The sequence below is a fragment of the Chitinophaga sp. 10T418 genome (assembly GCF_056394125.1).
On the sequence record NZ_JBFTHG010000017.1, the window covers coordinates 100,640 to 117,927 of the forward strand.

The 17,288-nt window shown below is 45.7% G+C and carries 12 protein-coding genes and 1 tRNA gene; 8 read left to right on the forward strand and 5 right to left on the reverse strand.

Annotation, left to right across the window (positions count from 1 at the left end):
- Window positions 1–204 precede the first annotated feature (204 nt).
- From AC1DCV_RS32715 to AC1DCV_RS32735, 5 genes are all read left to right on the forward strand, one after another.
- Window positions 205–1,644, forward strand: coding sequence for an immunoglobulin domain-containing protein (locus AC1DCV_RS32715; RefSeq protein ID WP_477027110.1), 1,440 nt, complete (start codon window positions 205–207; stop codon window positions 1,642–1,644).
- Window positions 1,645–1,647: 3 nt separating this feature from the next.
- Window positions 1,648–2,553: a hypothetical protein gene (locus AC1DCV_RS32720; RefSeq protein ID WP_477027111.1), complete on the forward strand. Its 906-nt coding sequence runs from the start codon at window positions 1,648–1,650 to the stop codon at window positions 2,551–2,553.
- A gap of 7 nt (window positions 2,554–2,560) precedes the next feature.
- Window positions 2,561–3,496, forward strand: a complete 936-nt coding sequence (locus AC1DCV_RS32725) for a T9SS type B sorting domain-containing protein (RefSeq protein WP_477027112.1) — start codon at window positions 2,561–2,563, stop codon at window positions 3,494–3,496.
- 18 nt (window positions 3,497–3,514) lie between these two features.
- Window positions 3,515–4,504, forward strand: coding sequence for a PorP/SprF family type IX secretion system membrane protein (locus AC1DCV_RS32730; RefSeq protein ID WP_477027113.1), 990 nt, complete (start codon window positions 3,515–3,517; stop codon window positions 4,502–4,504).
- Window positions 4,505–4,595: 91 nt separating this feature from the next.
- Window positions 4,596–5,249, forward strand: coding sequence for a hypothetical protein (locus tag AC1DCV_RS32735; RefSeq protein ID WP_477027114.1), 654 nt, complete (start codon window positions 4,596–4,598; stop codon window positions 5,247–5,249).
- A 68-nt stretch (window positions 5,250–5,317) separates the two neighbouring features.
- Here the strand turns inward: AC1DCV_RS32735 and AC1DCV_RS32740 are convergent, their stop codons facing one another.
- Window positions 5,318–8,095, reverse strand: a complete 2,778-nt coding sequence (locus AC1DCV_RS32740) for a TonB-dependent receptor (protein ID WP_477027115.1) — start codon at window positions 8,093–8,095, stop codon at window positions 5,318–5,320.
- A 299-nt stretch (window positions 8,096–8,394) separates the two neighbouring features.
- Between AC1DCV_RS32740 and AC1DCV_RS32745 the strand changes: the two genes are divergently transcribed.
- The 3 genes from AC1DCV_RS32745 (at window position 8,395) to AC1DCV_RS32755 (ending at window position 12,772) form a co-directional block, all read left to right on the forward strand.
- The gene (locus AC1DCV_RS32745; protein WP_477027116.1) at window positions 8,395–9,081 is read left to right on the forward strand and encodes a DUF1345 domain-containing protein; all 687 of its coding nucleotides are present in this window, start codon (window positions 8,395–8,397) and stop codon (window positions 9,079–9,081) included.
- 256 nt (window positions 9,082–9,337) lie between these two features.
- Window positions 9,338–9,409: transfer RNA gene (locus AC1DCV_RS32750), tRNA-Glu, on the forward strand.
- Window positions 9,410–9,565: 156 nt separating this feature from the next.
- Window positions 9,566–12,772, forward strand: a complete 3,207-nt coding sequence (locus AC1DCV_RS32755; RefSeq protein WP_477027117.1) for a ligand-binding sensor domain-containing protein — start codon at window positions 9,566–9,568, stop codon at window positions 12,770–12,772.
- A 37-nt stretch (window positions 12,773–12,809) separates the two neighbouring features.
- Here AC1DCV_RS32755 and AC1DCV_RS32760 read toward each other — a convergent pair whose 3' ends face one another.
- The 4 genes from AC1DCV_RS32760 to ppk1 are packed head-to-tail and all read right to left on the reverse strand — an operon-like array spanning window position 12,810 to window position 17,287.
- Window positions 12,810–14,213 carry an MBL fold metallo-hydrolase RNA specificity domain-containing protein gene (locus tag AC1DCV_RS32760; RefSeq protein ID WP_477027118.1) on the reverse strand — a complete coding sequence of 468 codons (1,404 nt, stop codon included), beginning with the start codon at window positions 14,211–14,213 and terminating at the stop codon, window positions 12,810–12,812.
- Between the two features lie 33 nt (window positions 14,214–14,246).
- Window positions 14,247–14,756 (reverse strand): DUF4442 domain-containing protein, encoded by a 510-nt coding sequence (locus AC1DCV_RS32765; protein ID WP_477027119.1) that lies wholly within the window; start codon window positions 14,754–14,756, stop codon window positions 14,247–14,249.
- A gap of 7 nt (window positions 14,757–14,763) precedes the next feature.
- On the reverse strand, window positions 14,764–15,267 hold the full coding sequence (locus tag AC1DCV_RS32770; protein ID WP_477027120.1) for a thioredoxin family protein: 504 nt from the start codon (window positions 15,265–15,267) through the stop codon (window positions 14,764–14,766).
- A gap of 28 nt (window positions 15,268–15,295) precedes the next feature.
- Entirely contained in the window at window positions 15,296–17,287 is a 1,992-nt protein-coding gene (ppk1, locus tag AC1DCV_RS32775; RefSeq protein WP_477027121.1) for a polyphosphate kinase 1, read from the reverse strand.
- Between the last annotated feature and the right edge of the window lies 1 nt (window position 17,288).

Here is a 17,288-nt window from a genome sequence, read left to right on the forward strand (position 1 = left end):
TACTTTTATTAAATAGTGTTTTGGTTTAATACATATTTTATTTTATGTAAAATAATTAATACGCTTTGTTCTTTTTGTGCATTTTCGTTTATTTTTTCTGCCTATTCATTTTGTTCATTGTTGCCCTACATCTGCTATGACGCTGATTATTCGGCTACATTAGTCGTACCGAACCCGATTTCCCATTAGCGACTAAGTATCCTTATGCGATTCCCATTGTGTGTCTTGAATGCAGATTTCATTACAACCTTACCCGTTATCAACAGGGGGACGCGATATGCTATTATAGTAAGCTTCTTTTGCTTATTCACTTTCCCGCTTTCCACAATAGCTCAGAGTGGATGCCCGGTACCTAAAATCAGGAAGTATACTTCCGGGCAACGGACAGAGGGGGTGCTTGGGGATGTGCTGAATCCAATAAACGCCATAGATGGGGCACCCGCCACGTATTCAACATTGAATGTGTTAGCCTTGTTAGGGCTTACTTACGCCAGGCAGTATCTTAATTTTGACGCCACCATTGCTGCTGGTACCCCGGTGAGTGTAAAAATAATTTACCCGGTCAATCTCGTGGGAGTAGGTACTGCTGTTACGGTCCAACCTTTTATTTACGATAGTCATCATGTTGAAAAACCTGCAGGCGTTGCCTCTTCTGTAGGAGACCTGCTATCGTTGATCAGCGGCTCCGGCGACATGGAAATTACATTGACCCCAAAAGATGGGGCTGGTAACCCGGTAGCTTTCGATGGCGTATGGATAACACTGAGCGGCGTATTATCAGTTGGCGCCAGCATGGGCATTTACGATGCATGGATTCAACAGGATGCTCCAGGCAGTATTAATTGTAATAACCCGGTAGACGTGTTGGCGGGTATCCGCGCCGGGGGCATTAGTTTATTAAACGCCACTGGTAGTGTAGATAATAAATGGCTGGCGATAGATGATGACCCGGGACTTACTACTTATGCCCAGCTTAATACTGGTGTGCAGGTACTGAGTGAAGTATTTGAAACAGTTGTATTCAGTACCCCATCCAAAGCAGGCGACTCTATTTACATCGTATTACAGGACCCCGGCAGCGGGTTGCTGGACCTGAGCTTACTGACAGGATTCACGATACAGCCTTATCTCGGCAAAACAGCCATAGGTAGTCCTATTACCAATACCGGTTCATTACTTAGTCTGCGCCTGTTAAGTGGTCCGGGCCGGAAGTATGTGCTCTCCGCAGCTATACCGGCTGCTTTCGACCGCATAGATATTAAAATGGGCGGGCTCCTGGGAGCACTAAGCGCCATGCGCATTTATGATGTAAGAATGGTGAAACCGGTGCCATCTTTCTCTCTTAACCTGGATGGAATTCCCAACGCAGGACCCATCTGTATAAGAGATGTGGGCAGGTTGAAATTTACGATTACCAGTCCTGATGCCTGTGCAACATACAACTGGTATAAAGCAGACAATACCCTGCTGCTGGCTAACAGTCTTTCGTTTACCCCTGTTATCACCGCCGCAGGTACCTATACTTATTATGTGGAAGCCATCAGAACCGGCTGCAACGGAAATGTGAAAAATCGTGTGCCCGTTACCGTTACTGCTGTTCCCCGACCCGGAGCACCGGTATTAACCATTCAATTAAACCCTTGATATATGAAAATTGCTACTATCGGAATGCGCCGGCCTTTCCATCCTGTTTTACTGATCCCTGTTATTCGTATTGTTAAATGTTTTCTGTTGGCATTATTGGTTTTGTCTGCTGTTCATGTGAGTGCACAAACGGGAACGAAAGTGAAAACGCCGGCAGAACTATCTGTTGGAGATGATCCCGCAAAAGGTACCTCTACCGGCACCGGGACCACCCTGTTTTGTGCAGACCAATCAGGCTTTACATTAACCTCCAGTACGAAGGATCCGGGTAATCCTGCTGTAAGTTATACCAGCTGGTTATGGCAGGAACTCGATGGTACCGGTACTGCTGCTGCTTTGCCCGCTACGGCTACCCCCACGAATGAAAAACTGGTAGTTGCTTCTGCTACTCCCGGTTGGCATACTTACCAGGTAACTGCATCTGCCGGTACGGCCGAATGTCCGGCTGACCCGGTAATTTTCACCGTCTACGTATTACCTAACCTTACCATTACCGCAGCGGTAGATCCGGCCAATAACCCGGCGCTGACTTATTGTGCTGCGAATGGTGCGCCTACAGATCCCGCTAAGGCTATTAACCTGAAAAGCGCAGTGGTATTTGCTATTACGCCGAGAAGTCTCCCTGGTTTAAAAGACTATCAGCTGAGTGATTTTGAATTAAAATATACATGGACAAAAATCAACGTAGCTACCGGCGATAAAGTAGATGTGAGTACAGATCCTAATTATACGATCACTGACCCTGCTGTAACAGGTGCTGGTACACAACAACAGTTTAAGTATAGTGTGAAAGTGGTGTATACTGTTAAAGGCTGCAGCGATTATGTTGCTACTACTCAGTTTAACGGCACTGATGCTGTCATCACTGTTACGCCTAAACCAGGTAAACCAGTTATTACGATCCAGTAATCTGTGTATGCGGAAGAAAGTATCTGTTATCATTTTATTCCTGGTTTGGTGGATGGGGGCAGCGATGGCTCAGCAGCCACCGATCAGGTATATTATGCCCGGTCAGCAGGTAAAATTAACGGCAAGCCCTGTAAATGCCCCCCGGTACCAATGGTACCGGGATGGCATGGCTATTAATGGAGCATTCCTGCAGGAGTTGATCACTGCTGTACCGGGCAGATATACCGTGGAGATATATAACAGAGAAGGATGCATTTCTGACCTCTCTGATCCGGTGATTATTGCAGAAATCACAGGCAGAGGACCTGGGGCAGATATGCAGATTAACAAAACCGCTGATAATGGATCTTTTAAAATAAACACCACGTTTAACTATTATCTCACTGTAGTAAACAATGGCCCGGCGGATGCCACCGGTATTGTTGTGACAGATAAACTACCCCGACAGGTGGCGCTGGACCTGTTGTCTGTTCCCACTGTAGGCACAGCGGCTTATCAGCAGAATGATCATACGGTGCTATGGAAAGTGAATAGTCTGCAGGCAGGTATGACTGCTTCACTGGCTATCCGGGTGAAAGTACTGGAAGCCGGACAGATAACGAATACCGCTAATGTTGCCGCCGTAGAAAAAGACAGTGTATTGCAGAATAATAACAGCACGCATCAGCTGCTGGTATTGCCCCTACACATCCCCAATGCGATTACGCCGAATGGTGATGGTGTGAATGATGTGTTTGTGATTAGCGGATTGGAACAATATCCGGAAAATGAACTCACTATTCTGAATCGTTGGGGGAACCATGTATTTGAACAGAAAGGCTATACGCAAAACTGGAGTGGTAAAGGATTGAATGAAGGAACTTATTTCTATCTACTGCGGGTAAAAGATGGAAATGGCCGCTGGCAAGACTTTAAAGGATATATCACTTTGTTGAAGCCATAATAATTTACTATGTGTGTCATGAAATATGTTGTTTTCCTGGTAAGCCTGTTATGCTGTTGGCAGGATGTATTTGCACAACAGGATGCACAATTCAGTCAGTACATTTTTAATGGGATTTATATTAATCCTGCTTATGCCGGTTACCGGCAGGAGTTGAATGCACACGCCTTTTACAGAAGTCAATGGGTGGGAGTACCCGGTGCACCACAAACGATGTCGCTGGCAGTAGATGGGAGTGTGAATAATGACAGGGTGGGACTTGCATTGCAGGTGTCGCATGATAAGATTGGCGCGCAAAGCCAGTTGGCAGCGTATGGTAATTATGCGTATCGTATTCCACTTGGCAATGAAACCGGCCGGCTGGCATTCGGCATTGGTGCCGGCATTGTGCAGCAGGGACTTAATCCCAACGAACTTGATTTCACCAATCCCAATGAGCCTAACCTTGCTGGTGCAACGCAGCATATGATGCTATTTGATACCAGGGCAGGTATATATTATTCTACCGCTAACTGGTTTGTTGGTTTTTCGGCAGATAATCTTACGGCACAGTACCAGGCGAAAAATAAACCATTGGGCCATTTTATCCCGGTGCCTAAGCCGCACTATTATTTAACCGGTGGAGCCTTACTGCAAATGAATGAGGACGTATTTTTAAAACCTTCCTTTTTATTGAAAGATGACAGGGCCGGGCCTACCAGTCTTGATCTGAATATGTTTGTATTGCTGAAAGAGGTGGTATGGGTTGGAGGTGGCTATCGCACCGCAGTTAATCTTTATAACAAACCCGCGTTACAACCGGGCTTAACAAAGTCCAGTGCGGTGGTGGCTATGGCAGAAATATTTGTTTTGCCGGAGTTGAGAATAGGCTATGCTTTTGATTATGCGTTGAATAGGTATCGTTCCTATAACAACGGCACCCATGAAATTTCTGTTGGATACTACTTTAAGAGAATGGATAATGCCAGACGAACTTCATTAAAACAAGTCCGTTGTTCGTACTTCTGACAGGGTAATAATACTGTTTCCATATACGATTTTTTAGTAGTAGGTTTGTCTTGATTAGAAAGAAGAACCTATTGTTTAAAAGTTGTAGCCCATGAAAATTATATCTGCCATTCTTTATTTTCTTAGCCATCATCCGGGATGGTCATTCCCGATTATTCTGCTATTTTTTCTATTATTATTTGCCTGGAGAAAGAAGGCCGTATATGGTATACTTGCACTCCTGATGCCTATGGCCAACATCTTTCTGGCGCATATGCTGAATGCCTGGTTTTTAAATGCCTATGGCGTAAAAGGTTCTGCTATTATCACAAAGGAAGAACAAACCAATTCCACGCTCAACGACCAGTATATTTATGACTATGATGTGTTGGTGAAAACAGCGGATGGACAAGATGTGCTGACTGGTTTTTCTACGATGTCTGCAGCTATTTATCCGATCAGAAACGGCATCCTTATTCCAAATGTGAATGAAACTTTCCTGGTGAAATATATTCCGGGTTATGAAAAAAATATTGTGATCTTAAGTGATGAATCCAACTATGGTATTGTGAGAAAAATGGCAGAGAACCAGCAGGAGGTGCAGAAAGCGTGGATACAGTATAAGGCGAGTCCGCAGAATAAAGCTTTCAAAGAAGAATATCTGCGGGAGTTAAAAACATATGTGGCAGATAGTGATAACGCATCGGATCCGGATGTGATCAACAATTATAAATCCATCATTCAACAGCTGGAAGCAGAAAAGTAAAATTAGTGATAAAAGAAAAGGGGCTATCTCATAGAGACAGCCCCTTTTTCTATGCTAAAAGTTAACCTTTAAAAGCTCAGACTCAATCTTGCAAACAGGAACCGGCCATTAAAGCCAAATTGCTGTGATGCGCGGGAGTAAAGGAACCGGCCGGAACTCTGGTTAGCCAGAGATAACTCGTCAGGGTATACATCCAACAGGTTATTGGCGCCAATGGTAAGTTGTAAACCGGGAATGAAACGATAGCTCGCACTCAGATCGGTGACTACTTTACCACTGTATACATCCTGGTTAGCTACAATATTAGTGGCTTCCGTTACTTTTCCGAAGTATACATTACGCAGGAAGAAACCCCATTTCTGAATAGAATAATTCAGTGACAGATTCGCTTTTGTTTGCGGTACGGCAGCCTCCAGGTAGATGCGGCTGGCCTCATCAAAGTAAGTACTTTCCAGACCAGCTAACTGCGAGGAAGAATGGATAGGACCTGCCAGGGATGTTTTCGTAAATGTACCGGAGAGGTCTGCCTTAAAATTGCCTTTGCCCGGATGTGCCGTGTAAGTGATCACTACATCCACGCCTTTTGTTTCTGTGTTGATAGCATTGGCGAAGAACCGCGCTGTTTGCGCGTTGGCAGAGCGGAGAATATTATAAATTTCCTGTTCTTTCGGTGTACCGTTTTGTTTACCGGAGAATTGACCGGTATACACAATCCGGTCATCTATCCGGATATAATAACCATCTACTGTTAGCTTCAGCGGTCCGAGATTGCTGGTGAGGCCGGCGCTGTAGCTCCTGGAAGTTTCCTGTTTTAATTTAGGTATTCCCAGCAAAGCAGCTACACGGCTATCGTTGGTGAAAGTACCTGATTCCACAAATGTACCATCTGTGAATATACTGGAGGTAGCATTGAAGTATCGCTGATGCAGGGATGGTGCTCTGAAGCCCGTGCTGGCAGCAGCTCTTATCAGGAGTTTAGGACTGAACAGGTAACGGCCTGCCAGTTTCCAGTTAAGCGTAGAGCCAAAATCGGAGTAGTTTTCAAAGCGGAGCGCACCATCTACCAGTAGCTTTTCTGTAAAGTTTACTTCCACATCTCCATAACCGGCAATAGCTGTACGGGAGGCGTTGGTGGCATTATCCGGACTGAAACCCGGAAAGCTTTGTGAACCGCCGGCAAAGGCGTTACCATTGGCTGCAAAACGGGTGGAGATATTTCCTTTAGGATCCGGAATTAATATAGGTTTTCCGGTAGCATCCGTACCAATTTTGAGCGCATTGCCGTAGTTGGTATAGGAAGATGTTTCACCAGGCAGTATGCGATAATTTTCATAGCGATGTTCTGCACCAAAGGCAACGTTGATGCCACTTAACGGATCACTGAAAAAACGGCTGAAATCGAGGTTGGTGGTGTTTTGCTGAAAGCGGTAGCCACCTGCTTCAAACGAAGTAGGGGAGGCTTTCAGCATAGATGCGTTGAGGGTATTATCTACGGTGAAGTCAACACCGTTTTCGCCGAAAGTATTACTGAAGTCTACTTTCCATTCATGCAGAGCGCCCCTGATACCTGCTGCCAGTGACTTGTCGCGGTTGTCGGTAACAATCAGCGGCAGAAAGCCATTGGGATAGATCGTATCGTTGTTTTGTGTAAGCTGCGAAGGTGTTCTGAAAAAAGCAGCGGCTTCGGCGTGACGATAATTTAAACCACCAAATGCATACACTTCTGCTTTATCGCTAACAGGGAGCGAAGCATTGAAAAACAGGCTGCCACCGCGGTTGGCCGACTGCCCGATTCTTGAATTAAAGTCATTGCGGGTCAATCCTCTTTTAGCAAGTTCGGCATCGGTGATATCTTTTCCCGTAGGTGTACCGGGAACGGTGGCCAGTAACGGATCATTATAATCATTGAAGATGGTGCCGGTGAAGGTGCCCGTGCGATTGGTATAATTGCGGTAGTCGTAAGAACCGGCCAGGTTAATGAAACCGCCTTTGTCACCCAGTGGGAGACCATAGTTGATATTGGCTTGTACATTCTGTCCGTCCAGGTTGTTTTCTGAATGCTTTGACACGTATCCGCCGGTAGATACATTCACATTTACCTTATTTACTTCATCATTCAGAATGATATTGATCACGCCTGCAATGGCATCTGAACCGTATTGTGCAGCCGCGCCATCACGCAGTATTTCAATTCTTTTGATGGCGGCAGTGGGAATGGCGTTGAGGTCTGTACCTACAGATCCTTTACCAAAGCTGCCGTTTATATTAACCAGGGAAGTAGTATGTCTTCTTTTGCCATTGATCAGTACTAATACCTGGTCGGGGCCAAGACCGCGCAGGGAAGCGGGATCTATATGATCCGTTCCATCAGACAGGGCCTGGGTATTGGAGGAGAAGGAAGGTGCCACATAATTGAGTATCTGGTTAATACTTACCTGTGGGGAGTATTGTGCTATTTGTTTTACATCCACTACATCTACGGGTACAACGGTGGTGAGCTGACTTCGGGGAGCACTCCTGGAACCCAGTACCACTACTTCATTCAGGTCATCGGTGGAGTTAAGGATAAAGTCCAGCGATGCGTTTTGACCGGCGGCGACCGTAACATCTTTTGTTGCCGTTTGGTAGCCTATGTAGCTGACACTCACTTTATAGGTGCCGGGTTGAATCGTTATTTTATAGTGTCCGCCAAGGTCGGTAGCGGCGCCGGTATTGCGCCCCACTATTTTTACAGAAGCGCCTACCAATGGTTGCTTTTTATCCGCAACAATTCCTTCAATTGTTTGTCCATAAGCAGTATAAGACAATAGGAAAAGCCATACAAGGGCGTACAATTTTGGTTTCATACAATTTTTTTTATTACTGAGATGATCGCTAAAGGAGTTTGCTCTCTTTAGGAAATAGGGAACAAGGATTATTATTTATGGATGGCCCGAAGGCAGGGTGGTGGTGGCGGACAGCATCCTGTTTGTTTGCGGGCGACTGGTTGTTTGTCTGCAGTCATAGACTTTGATTAATGTTATGCTAAAGTAGCTAAATTGAATGACCCAAACAATAGTCTACTAAATTTATAGGATAATAATTTAGGAGCATGATACGTATGCTTTGAAAAACAGGGTTATCTTTAAACAATAAGCAATCTGTTATGAAACATAAGAAAGCCGTTAAGTTGTTGGTAGCTATGCATCCCATGCAACGAATTCTGGTGAGCCTGGGCTTAGCTGTGTTGGTTTTTGTAATTTTATTTTTTACCAGGGTAGCCCTGCACCCATTGATTATATATGGGATATTATGGGATGTATTTGCGCTTTCCTACATTACCACTGGCTGGGTTGTTTTTTATAACCGTACGATAGACGAAATACGAAAGTGGGCCAGAGTGGATGATGGCAGCCGGCTCTTTGTTTCTTTCATCGTGTTGGTAGCATCTGTTGCGAGTCTGGTGATTGTTTTATTGCTGATGTTATCGAAGGAGATTTCCGGCGGATCAAAACTGATCTATCTGCCGGTGGCGATTACCGGCATGCTGGCTTCCTGGACCATGGTGCATACTACCTTAACGTTTCACTATGCCAACCTGTATTATGACGACGATGAGAATGATGTTACCAAACATGCCGGGGGGCTGGAGTTTCCGAAGGAAAAATGTCCGGATTATATAGATTTTGCTTATTTCTCCTTTGTGATAGGGATGACGTTCCAGGTATCGGATGTGGAAATCAGTGCGCGGGTGATACGGCGTACGGCACTGGCCCATGGATTACTTTCTTTTGCATTGAATACATTCGTAGTGGCATTAACCATTAACCTGATTGCCGGACTAAAACAATAGGTCGTATAGCCTTGAGGGTTAGGCCCAGGTACCTATCTCCCCCAAAAAAATAATGGAAGAGGATGGATGGTGGAAATGAAGTGCAAAATTAGTGCCTAAATGCCCGTTGGTAGCGGGAAGGGATGGGGCGGCCTGCAGTGTAAAACCGAAAAAAATGCCGCTGAAAATCACGGAAATTCTTACCTTTATAAAAGAATCGAAAAAAAATTTTGGATTGTAAAACATTTTCCTATCTTTGCAATCCCAAACGAAAAATGCCGCGTTGGTCAAGGGGTTAAGACGCCTCCCTTTCACGGAGGAGTCACGGGTTCGATTCCCGTACGTGGTACAAGAAAAAGGACTTCTGCAAAGAAGTCCTTTTTTTATTTCGCCGATTTATTCCCGCACCTGAATTTTAGTTTGCCAGCAATCGTCTGGTATGCTGCATATTCACAACAACATTTAGTACTTTTATTCCTACACTGCTTCTTTCCCGGAAATTGCAATGATTCTAAGGCATATCAAGGCTAAAGCCCAACGATGGCAAAATGCAGTCAGGTATATCATTTACCTGCTGTGGATACTTGCATACCTTCCTGCCTCCTTTGCCCAGCAACCTGGGAATGTATCCTATAACTTTTCCCACCTGGATATCGGCAACGGACTGGCCAGCAACCACGTTTCTGCCATTATGCAAGACCGGAAAGGGTTTATATGGATTGCCAGCACCGCCCTGCAGCGATATGACGGTACCAACCTGGTGACCATCGCCAGCTTTGACCGTGTGCCCGGCTCCATCTATTATGATGACATCTGCCTGTGTGAAGACAAGAAAGGTCGTATCTGGATGGGTACCCCCGATAATATTCGTGTATACGACCCTGTTACAGACCAGGTAAGGGCATTGAAGATATCCGACAGGGATATCCGGCCGGAAGGGCTGCAATGCAGCCAGATTGTGCAGGATCATGACGGTATCATATGGGCTACCACCCATGATGGGCTGCTACGCTTCAACGAAAAAGCATTTAATTTCCAAAAAGCCGCCATTATCCCCGAAGCCGACAGGATCCAGATGATGGATGCTATCATGGAAGATGAATCAGGTAATCTCTGGATCAGCGGAAAAAAAGGGGTTTATATACTGGATCGCCAGCGTAAACATTTGTACAGCAGGGCCAACAACCCCGAACATCTGTCTGTATTGGATATCGACAATACCTTTAAGAAAATATATACGGATGCCTACCACCAGATATGGCTGGCTGGCAGAAGTGCACAACTGTACTATTATGACCCTGTTACTCATAAAGTAAACAACTATATTTTCGACAAGCCAACCGGTAAACCAAACTGGCAAAAGCCCGTTTATGGCGATGCCATCTTCGATATTATCTCCGACAAGGAAAAAAATACCTGGATGGCTACGGAAAAGGGGGGCGTTTTCCGCTATAATGGGGCCCTGAAGACTTTTGACCTGAAAATCATAGCCAACAATGCAGATGAAAAAGGCTTTCATTATACCTATGAAGCCAACTGCTTTTTAACTGACCGGGAAGGCCACCTCTGGATTGGTACAGATCGCGGGATAAATATTCTCAGTCTGCATAATAAAACATTCCGCTTGCTGGATGACCGCACGAGATTTCCCAATACCAAAGAACATCTCCCGGCAACAGAAGTCACCGGCATTTACCAGGCCACCAATGGCAATGTATACGTAGGCTACTGGGGGCAAGGGTTCAGCCGCTTAACAGCAGACCTGAATCTGATCCAGAATTATGTACACAATGATGGCGATCCAGGCATAACAATCCCGGAGGAACGCGGACTGGTATGGAGTTTCGCCGAATTAAAAGATGGCACCATCCTCGTGGGACAGGAAAACGGGAACCTTTCCCTTTTCAATCCCACTACCGGTAAATTCATCAAACACCTGTCATCGCCCACCTTCTATGAACAAACGCTGCTGCACCTACAGGTGCAAAACGATACCACCGTTTGGATTGGCTTATATAAAAGAGGGCTGGCCAGCTGGAACCCGGTGCGAAACACTTTCCAGGCTTTCAATCAAATAACCGACTCACTGAAACGACCAGTATCTGTAATGGATATTGTGCCACAAGGCGATACCTCCCTATGGCTGGGGACCAGCAGCGCAGGGCTTATGCTCTTCAATACCCGCACACGTAAGATCGCCATCAGGGAATCGTTTGCCTGGAATGCGCGTGTGTACAACAATATAACGTGTTTGCTGCCTTATAACGACAGCACGCTGTTGGCCGGAACAGACCACGGCCTGTGGATCTATAATCCCCTGAAACATACTTATAAACCATTGCTAACGAACAACAAACTGTTTGATCAGTGGGTGCTGAGCATGGAAGAAGGAGGGGCCGGTGAAATCTGGTTTACTACGCAATATGGCTTCTTCCGGTATTTTCCGTTGGACAACAGGCTGGAAACATTTATCCAGGGAGATGATATTATTGACAACGCGCGCAAAGTGCGCCGGCGAATTGTTAAACTAAAAAACGGCAGTCTGCTGGTAGGTGCATCCGATCACTTTGTTTCTTTCGATCCGCAAAGTCTGCGCGTGGCTCCCCCACCACCGGATGTAACCATCGTAAACCTCCGGGTACCGGATAGCGTGGTGCTTATCCAGGCGGCCCTTCGGGATAGCGTACCGGTGAACCTGACCCATAAGCAAAACTTTATTGGCATCGAATTTAAAAGCCTGCAATATCACCAGGAAAGGATCCGTTACTACTATCAACTGGAAGGAGTAGACGAAAACTGGGTGCTGACAGATAACATCCTGGTTGCTAAATACACCAACCTGCCCCCAGGCAATTATGTTTTCAAAGTGCGTGCGGTGAATACAGCCGGAACGTTTTCTGATCATATCACTACACTGCTGTTATTTATTAAACCTGCTTTCTGGCAAACCGGTTGGTTTAAACTGTTATGCTTTCTGCTGGCGGTATCGCTGGTATATCTTTATTTCAAATTGCGTATTCACGGTATCAAAAAAGAAGCAAAACAACGGGAGGCCATACAACAACAAATAGCGCAACTGGAAATGAAAGCCCTGCGGGCACAAATGAATCCACACTTTATTTTTAATGCACTGAATTCCATCCAGACATTTATGATGAAGAGCGAAACAGAACAGGCATTGTCCTACCTGAGCCGCTTTGCGAAATTAATCCGTAATGTACTGGACAACTCACAACTCAATAACATCACAGTTGCGCAGGAAGTAAGCGTATTGGAAAACTATATGGAACTGGAAAAGCTGCGCTTTACAGATGAATTTGAATACGAAATTATTGTAGACCCGTCACTGGATGCCCATATGGTAGAAGTACCTACCATGATCATCCAGCCTTTTGTGGAAAATGCTATCTGGCACGGATTACTGCATGAAAAAAACAAGGGTAAACTGACCATCATCTTCAAAAAAGTAGATGACCGCATACGTTGTACAATAGAAGATAACGGTATTGGCAGAGAAAGGTCTGCCGCCATGAAACGATTAAATAAACCCCGGCATCAGTCCCGTGGACTACAAATTACCAGGGACCGGTTATCGCTGTATAACAGCCGTTTCAATGTAGATGCCAGCTTTGATATTGAAGATCTTATTGATGAAGAAGGAAAGGCAACAGGGACCAGGGTTAATTTGTGGTTTCCATTTGTAGAAGAGTAAGCACTGTGATGAGTTGCTCATCACAGTGCCCTGTTATTTAACTGAGTCCCAGCTCAAAATGCCGCTCAGGAATTTCAATATCCTGGAAGCCTTTTTTCAGCAACCAGTTTCTGAAAATCTGTTGTACTTCGTATTCTCCATGTACCAGGAATAATTTCTTCACTGCTTTCGGATCCTGACAGGCGAGCCACTGACTTAAGTCTTCATAGTCGCCATGTGCACTCATAGAGCGAATAACGCCTACTTCTGCATTTACCTGGAAACGGGTACCATAAATAGATACTTCTTTGGCGCCGCGCATCAGGCGACCACCCAGCGATTGTGGTTCACAGTAACCAACAATGAGAATGGTATTCTGTGGATTATCGATGTTATTGGCGATGTGATGTTTTACGCGTCCGGCTTCGGCCATGCCTGATGCAGAGATGATCACGCAGGGTTCCTTGCGGAAGTTCAGTGCTTTGGATTCATCTACTGACTTGATATAACGCAGGCCCGGGAAGTCGAATGGGTCATCATCTCTTTTCAGGAGATCGGATACTTCTTTGTTGAATACTTCCGGGTGTGCTTTGGTGACGGCGGTGGCTTCCGTAGAGAGCGGGCTATCTACAAAAATATCCACCTTAGGCAAGATACCTTTTAACTGTGCATTGTTGAGGGCATACAGCAATTCCTGTGTGCGGCCCACGCTGAATGCAGGGATAATGAGCTTACCTCTTTTTTCTACGCAGGTTTCGCGGATGTAGCGGAGCAGTTCATCATCAGCAGGTGCGGCATCGGCGTGCAGGGTGCTGCCGTAGGTAGATTCTATCAGGATATAATCTGCCTGCGGGAAGATAGCCGGTGATTTCAGGATAGCATCGTTATAACGGCCTATATCGCCGCTGAAAGAGATCTGTTCTGTTTTACCGTTTTCCGTAATCCGCAGATGCACAGATGCGGCGCCTACAATGTGGCCGGCATCGGTAAACATAAGTTGAATATCCGGATCTATATGGGTCCAGGTGTTATAGCCCATGGGCTTTAAGGAGCCGATGGCAATTTTGGCATCCTCCACGCTATACAGTGGTTGTATGTAGGGGAGACCTTCCTGGGCCATTTTTTTATTAGTGAATTTTGCGTCTGATTGTTGTATTTCGGCAGAATCCATTAACAGGATTTCTGTCATATCGCGGGTAGCAGGCGTACAGAAAATATGGCCACCATAGCCCATTTTCACTAAGCGGGGAATCAGCCCGGAGTGATCGATATGTGCATGCGACAACACCATGTAAGTCACTTCGTGCGGATCAAATCCGAAGTCCCTGTTCAGGGAATCAGTTTCTTGTCCCATACCCTGGAACATGCCGCAATCCAATAAAACCTTTTTACCATTCTTGAGTGTGATCAGGTGTTTTGATCCGGTAACGGTGCGCGCGGCGCCATGAAATGCAATCTTCATATCTGTGTTTTAGGGTGAACCGGGTTCACCATTTTACGATTTACTTTTAAACGACCAGGTGATCGCGAAAGAGGCAATTAATATGCCGTCTTTATCTCTGCCTTCACTATGGAGGATAATGGTTTCCGCTGCGCCAGTGTTCAGTGCTTTTTCAATGGCAGCTCTTAGCAGGGGCAATTCTGAACAGGTAAAGAATGTGAGGCCGGTGGCCTTTTTGACAAAAGTAGATTCCATGCCGGTAACGAGCATGGATACACGCCGTGAGGTGCTGCGCACATACATCATTGCCGGTAGCCCGGTGCTGAGCTCTGCGGCCATGGCCAGGCAGGCAAAGTAAGTAGATTTGAAAGGGTTCTGTGATAACCAGCGAAAAGGTACGGAGGTAACACAGGTATCTGCTTCGAGTGATTGTAGCCGAACGCCGGAAAGCCATGCTGCCGGAAGTTTCCAGAACAAGTAGGCCGAAAATTTAAACGGATGCTGCGCAAACTTTTGAAAAGATTGCACAGCATCCGTATTAAAAGTGGTAATGCCGTTATCCATGACGATGTTATTCGTTGATGTAATGGGAAGGCAGCAATGCTGCTGGTGACCATTGTTTCAGGAACTCCTGCACTTTTTTCTTATCATAGGAATCTGCAGATTCCAGTAACCCGGAATTCTGTGTATGTAAGCGGTTGCCTTTTGCATCCAGTATTACCAGTACCGGAAAACCGAAGCGCTGCGGATATCCCAGCTCTTTCAGCATAGGCAGATTCTTATTTTCTTTACTGTAGTTAAGATGATATACTACATAGTTGTTGTTCAAATCCGCCTTCAGCTCGGCATCATCCTCAATAAATTTATAGAATCTTTTACACCAGATGCACCAGTTACCACCAATTTGCAGCAGCACATGCTTGTTTTCTTTAGCGGCTTGTTTTTCGGCGGCGGCGATGTCAGCTTTTGCATCGGCGGTAGGATTATAAATGTGTTCCAGGTCATGGGTTTGCGCCTGAGTGGCAGGAATCGCAAAGGCAATACTTAGTAACAATGTCCAAACATACTTCTTCATAAAAATCAATTAAATCAGGATATCTAATTTACACTATATTTTGCACATACGACTGAATGGCCTGCTGGGCACTGTTTGGGTCCTGCAATTGCAGGTTTACAATGTCTTTCAGCTGTTGCTGCAGGGCCGGAACATATACCGGCACACATACTTCTATGCGGCGGTGGAGGTTTCGGTTCATCCAGTCTGCTGAGCCCATATATACTTCTTCCTGGTTATTATTATGGAAGATGAATACGCGGGCATGTTCGAGGTAGCGGTCTACAATCCTGATGATGCGGATATGCTGACTTTCCGGAATGTCCGGTACCAGGCAGTTGATGCTGCGCACAATCAGGTCTACCTGTACACCTGCTTCGCTGGCTTCGTACAGTTTGCCTATCATGCCTCTTTCCTGCAGGTTATTTATTTTGATGATGATGCGGGCAGGCTTGCCTTCTTTTGCATGTTTGATTTCCCGGTCTATCAGGCCGGCAAATCGTGTTGTCATATTGAACTGGGCTACCAGCAAATGTTCGAACTGCAAAAAATTATAGGCCACCGGTTGTTCTCTGCTTTGCAGGTAGAGGAACAGCAATTCCATCTCCCTGGTAATACCTGTGTGGGCAGTAAACAACACATGATCAGTATAGAAACGGGCGGTGCTTTCGTTAAAGTTACCGGTAGCAATTAGACCGCAATAATCCCACTGGTAGCCACGATTGCGTTTTACCAGCGCGGTTTTGGCATGTACTTTCATGCCCGGAATGCTATAGATCAGTTTTACGCCGGCATCTTTCATTTTCTTTGCCCAGCGTATATTATTGGCTTCATCGAAACGGGCTTTCAGCTCCACGAACACGGTGACTTTTTTACCGTTTTTAGCGGCGCTGATCAACGCCTGCGCTATCTGAGAGCCGGAAGCGATGCGGTAAAGTGTGACGTAAATTTCTGCTACATCCGGATCAGTGGCGGCTTCGCTGAAAAAGCGCAATATATAATCATAGCGCTGATAAGGAAGGTGAATCAGGAGGTCCTGTTGTAATACCAGGTCCAGCAAACGATCAGTAGCAGCTATCGTTTTATTTTCCGCAGGAATTACTTTGGGATAATCTGCATGTACCAAACCCGGAGGTTCCGGCAGATTGGCCAGGTCTTTCAGGTTATGATAACGTCCGCCCATCACCATTTCATCTTCCCGTACATCAAACTGTTGCGCCAGGAAATGCAGCAGGGGCAGCGGAATAGAGGCATCATATAAAAAACGGGTAGGTACGCCTAACTCACGTTTACGGATCAACGTTTCTACTTCTTCCAGTATATCCCCTTTTATCTCATCCATATCCATGTCCGCGTTGCGCGTGAGTTTCACGCTATGGCAACCGGCAATAACATAGTCAGGGAAGAGATAGCCCAGATGTGTACGGATAATATCATCCAGGAAAGCGATATAGTGAATGCCTTCCAGTGAAGGTAACTGCAGAAAACGGGGCAGGGATGCCGGTATATTCACAATGACATATTCCTGTATGGTGTCATTGTTTTTAGGGACCAGGGTAACTGCCAGGTAAAGCGCATTGTTTTCGAGGAACAGGTTCTTTTGTTTACCCAGGAGCCATACCGGCTGTAAATAAGCCAGTATAGTAGTCAGGAAATAGTTTTTGGTAAACGCATGATGTGCTTCCAGCAATGGCTGATTATAGTACAGTTGTATCCCCTGAGATAATAATGCCGGCAGCACACTGCCGGTAAATATTTGTCCGTATTCCTGTTGTTGCCGGTTGATTTCCTGCAACACTTCGGTGAGGGTATCGCTGCTGATTGATTCATTTTCGCCTGCTGCCGGATCATTTTCCAGTACTTTGTTGATGGCTAATACCGCCGGCATTCTCACGCGAAAAAACTCATCCAGGTTGGAGGAGAAAATAGACAGAAATTTAATTCGTTCGTATAGTGGTACCTGTTGGTCTGCCGCCATTAGTAATACCCGGTAATTAAACGATAACCAGCTGAGATCGCGGTTATATAAAGGAACACCCATG

Excerpts from the sequence above, each read along its gene's own strand:
- AC1DCV_RS32715 (WP_477027110.1), top strand. The coding sequence starts at position 205 with ATGCGATTCCCATTGTGTGTCTTGAATGCAGATTTCATTACAACCTTA.
- AC1DCV_RS32720 (WP_477027111.1), top strand. The coding sequence starts at position 1,648 with ATGAAAATTGCTACTATCGGAATGCGCCGGCCTTTCCATCCTGTTTTA.
- AC1DCV_RS32725 (WP_477027112.1), top strand. The coding sequence starts at position 2,561 with ATGCGGAAGAAAGTATCTGTTATCATTTTATTCCTGGTTTGGTGGATG.
- AC1DCV_RS32730 (WP_477027113.1), top strand. The coding sequence starts at position 3,515 with ATGAAATATGTTGTTTTCCTGGTAAGCCTGTTATGCTGTTGGCAGGAT.
- AC1DCV_RS32735 (WP_477027114.1), top strand. The coding sequence starts at position 4,596 with ATGAAAATTATATCTGCCATTCTTTATTTTCTTAGCCATCATCCGGGA.
- AC1DCV_RS32740 (WP_477027115.1), bottom strand. The coding sequence starts at position 8,095 with ATGAAACCAAAATTGTACGCCCTTGTATGGCTTTTCCTATTGTCTTAT.
- AC1DCV_RS32745 (WP_477027116.1), top strand. The coding sequence starts at position 8,395 with ATGAAACATAAGAAAGCCGTTAAGTTGTTGGTAGCTATGCATCCCATG.
- AC1DCV_RS32755 (WP_477027117.1), top strand. The coding sequence starts at position 9,566 with ATGATTCTAAGGCATATCAAGGCTAAAGCCCAACGATGGCAAAATGCA.
- AC1DCV_RS32760 (WP_477027118.1), bottom strand. The coding sequence starts at position 14,213 with ATGAAGATTGCATTTCATGGCGCCGCGCGCACCGTTACCGGATCAAAA.
- AC1DCV_RS32765 (WP_477027119.1), bottom strand. The coding sequence starts at position 14,756 with ATGGATAACGGCATTACCACTTTTAATACGGATGCTGTGCAATCTTTT.
- AC1DCV_RS32770 (WP_477027120.1), bottom strand. The coding sequence starts at position 15,267 with ATGAAGAAGTATGTTTGGACATTGTTACTAAGTATTGCCTTTGCGATT.
- ppk1 (WP_477027121.1), bottom strand. The coding sequence starts at position 17,287 with ATGGGTGTTCCTTTATATAACCGCGATCTCAGCTGGTTATCGTTTAAT.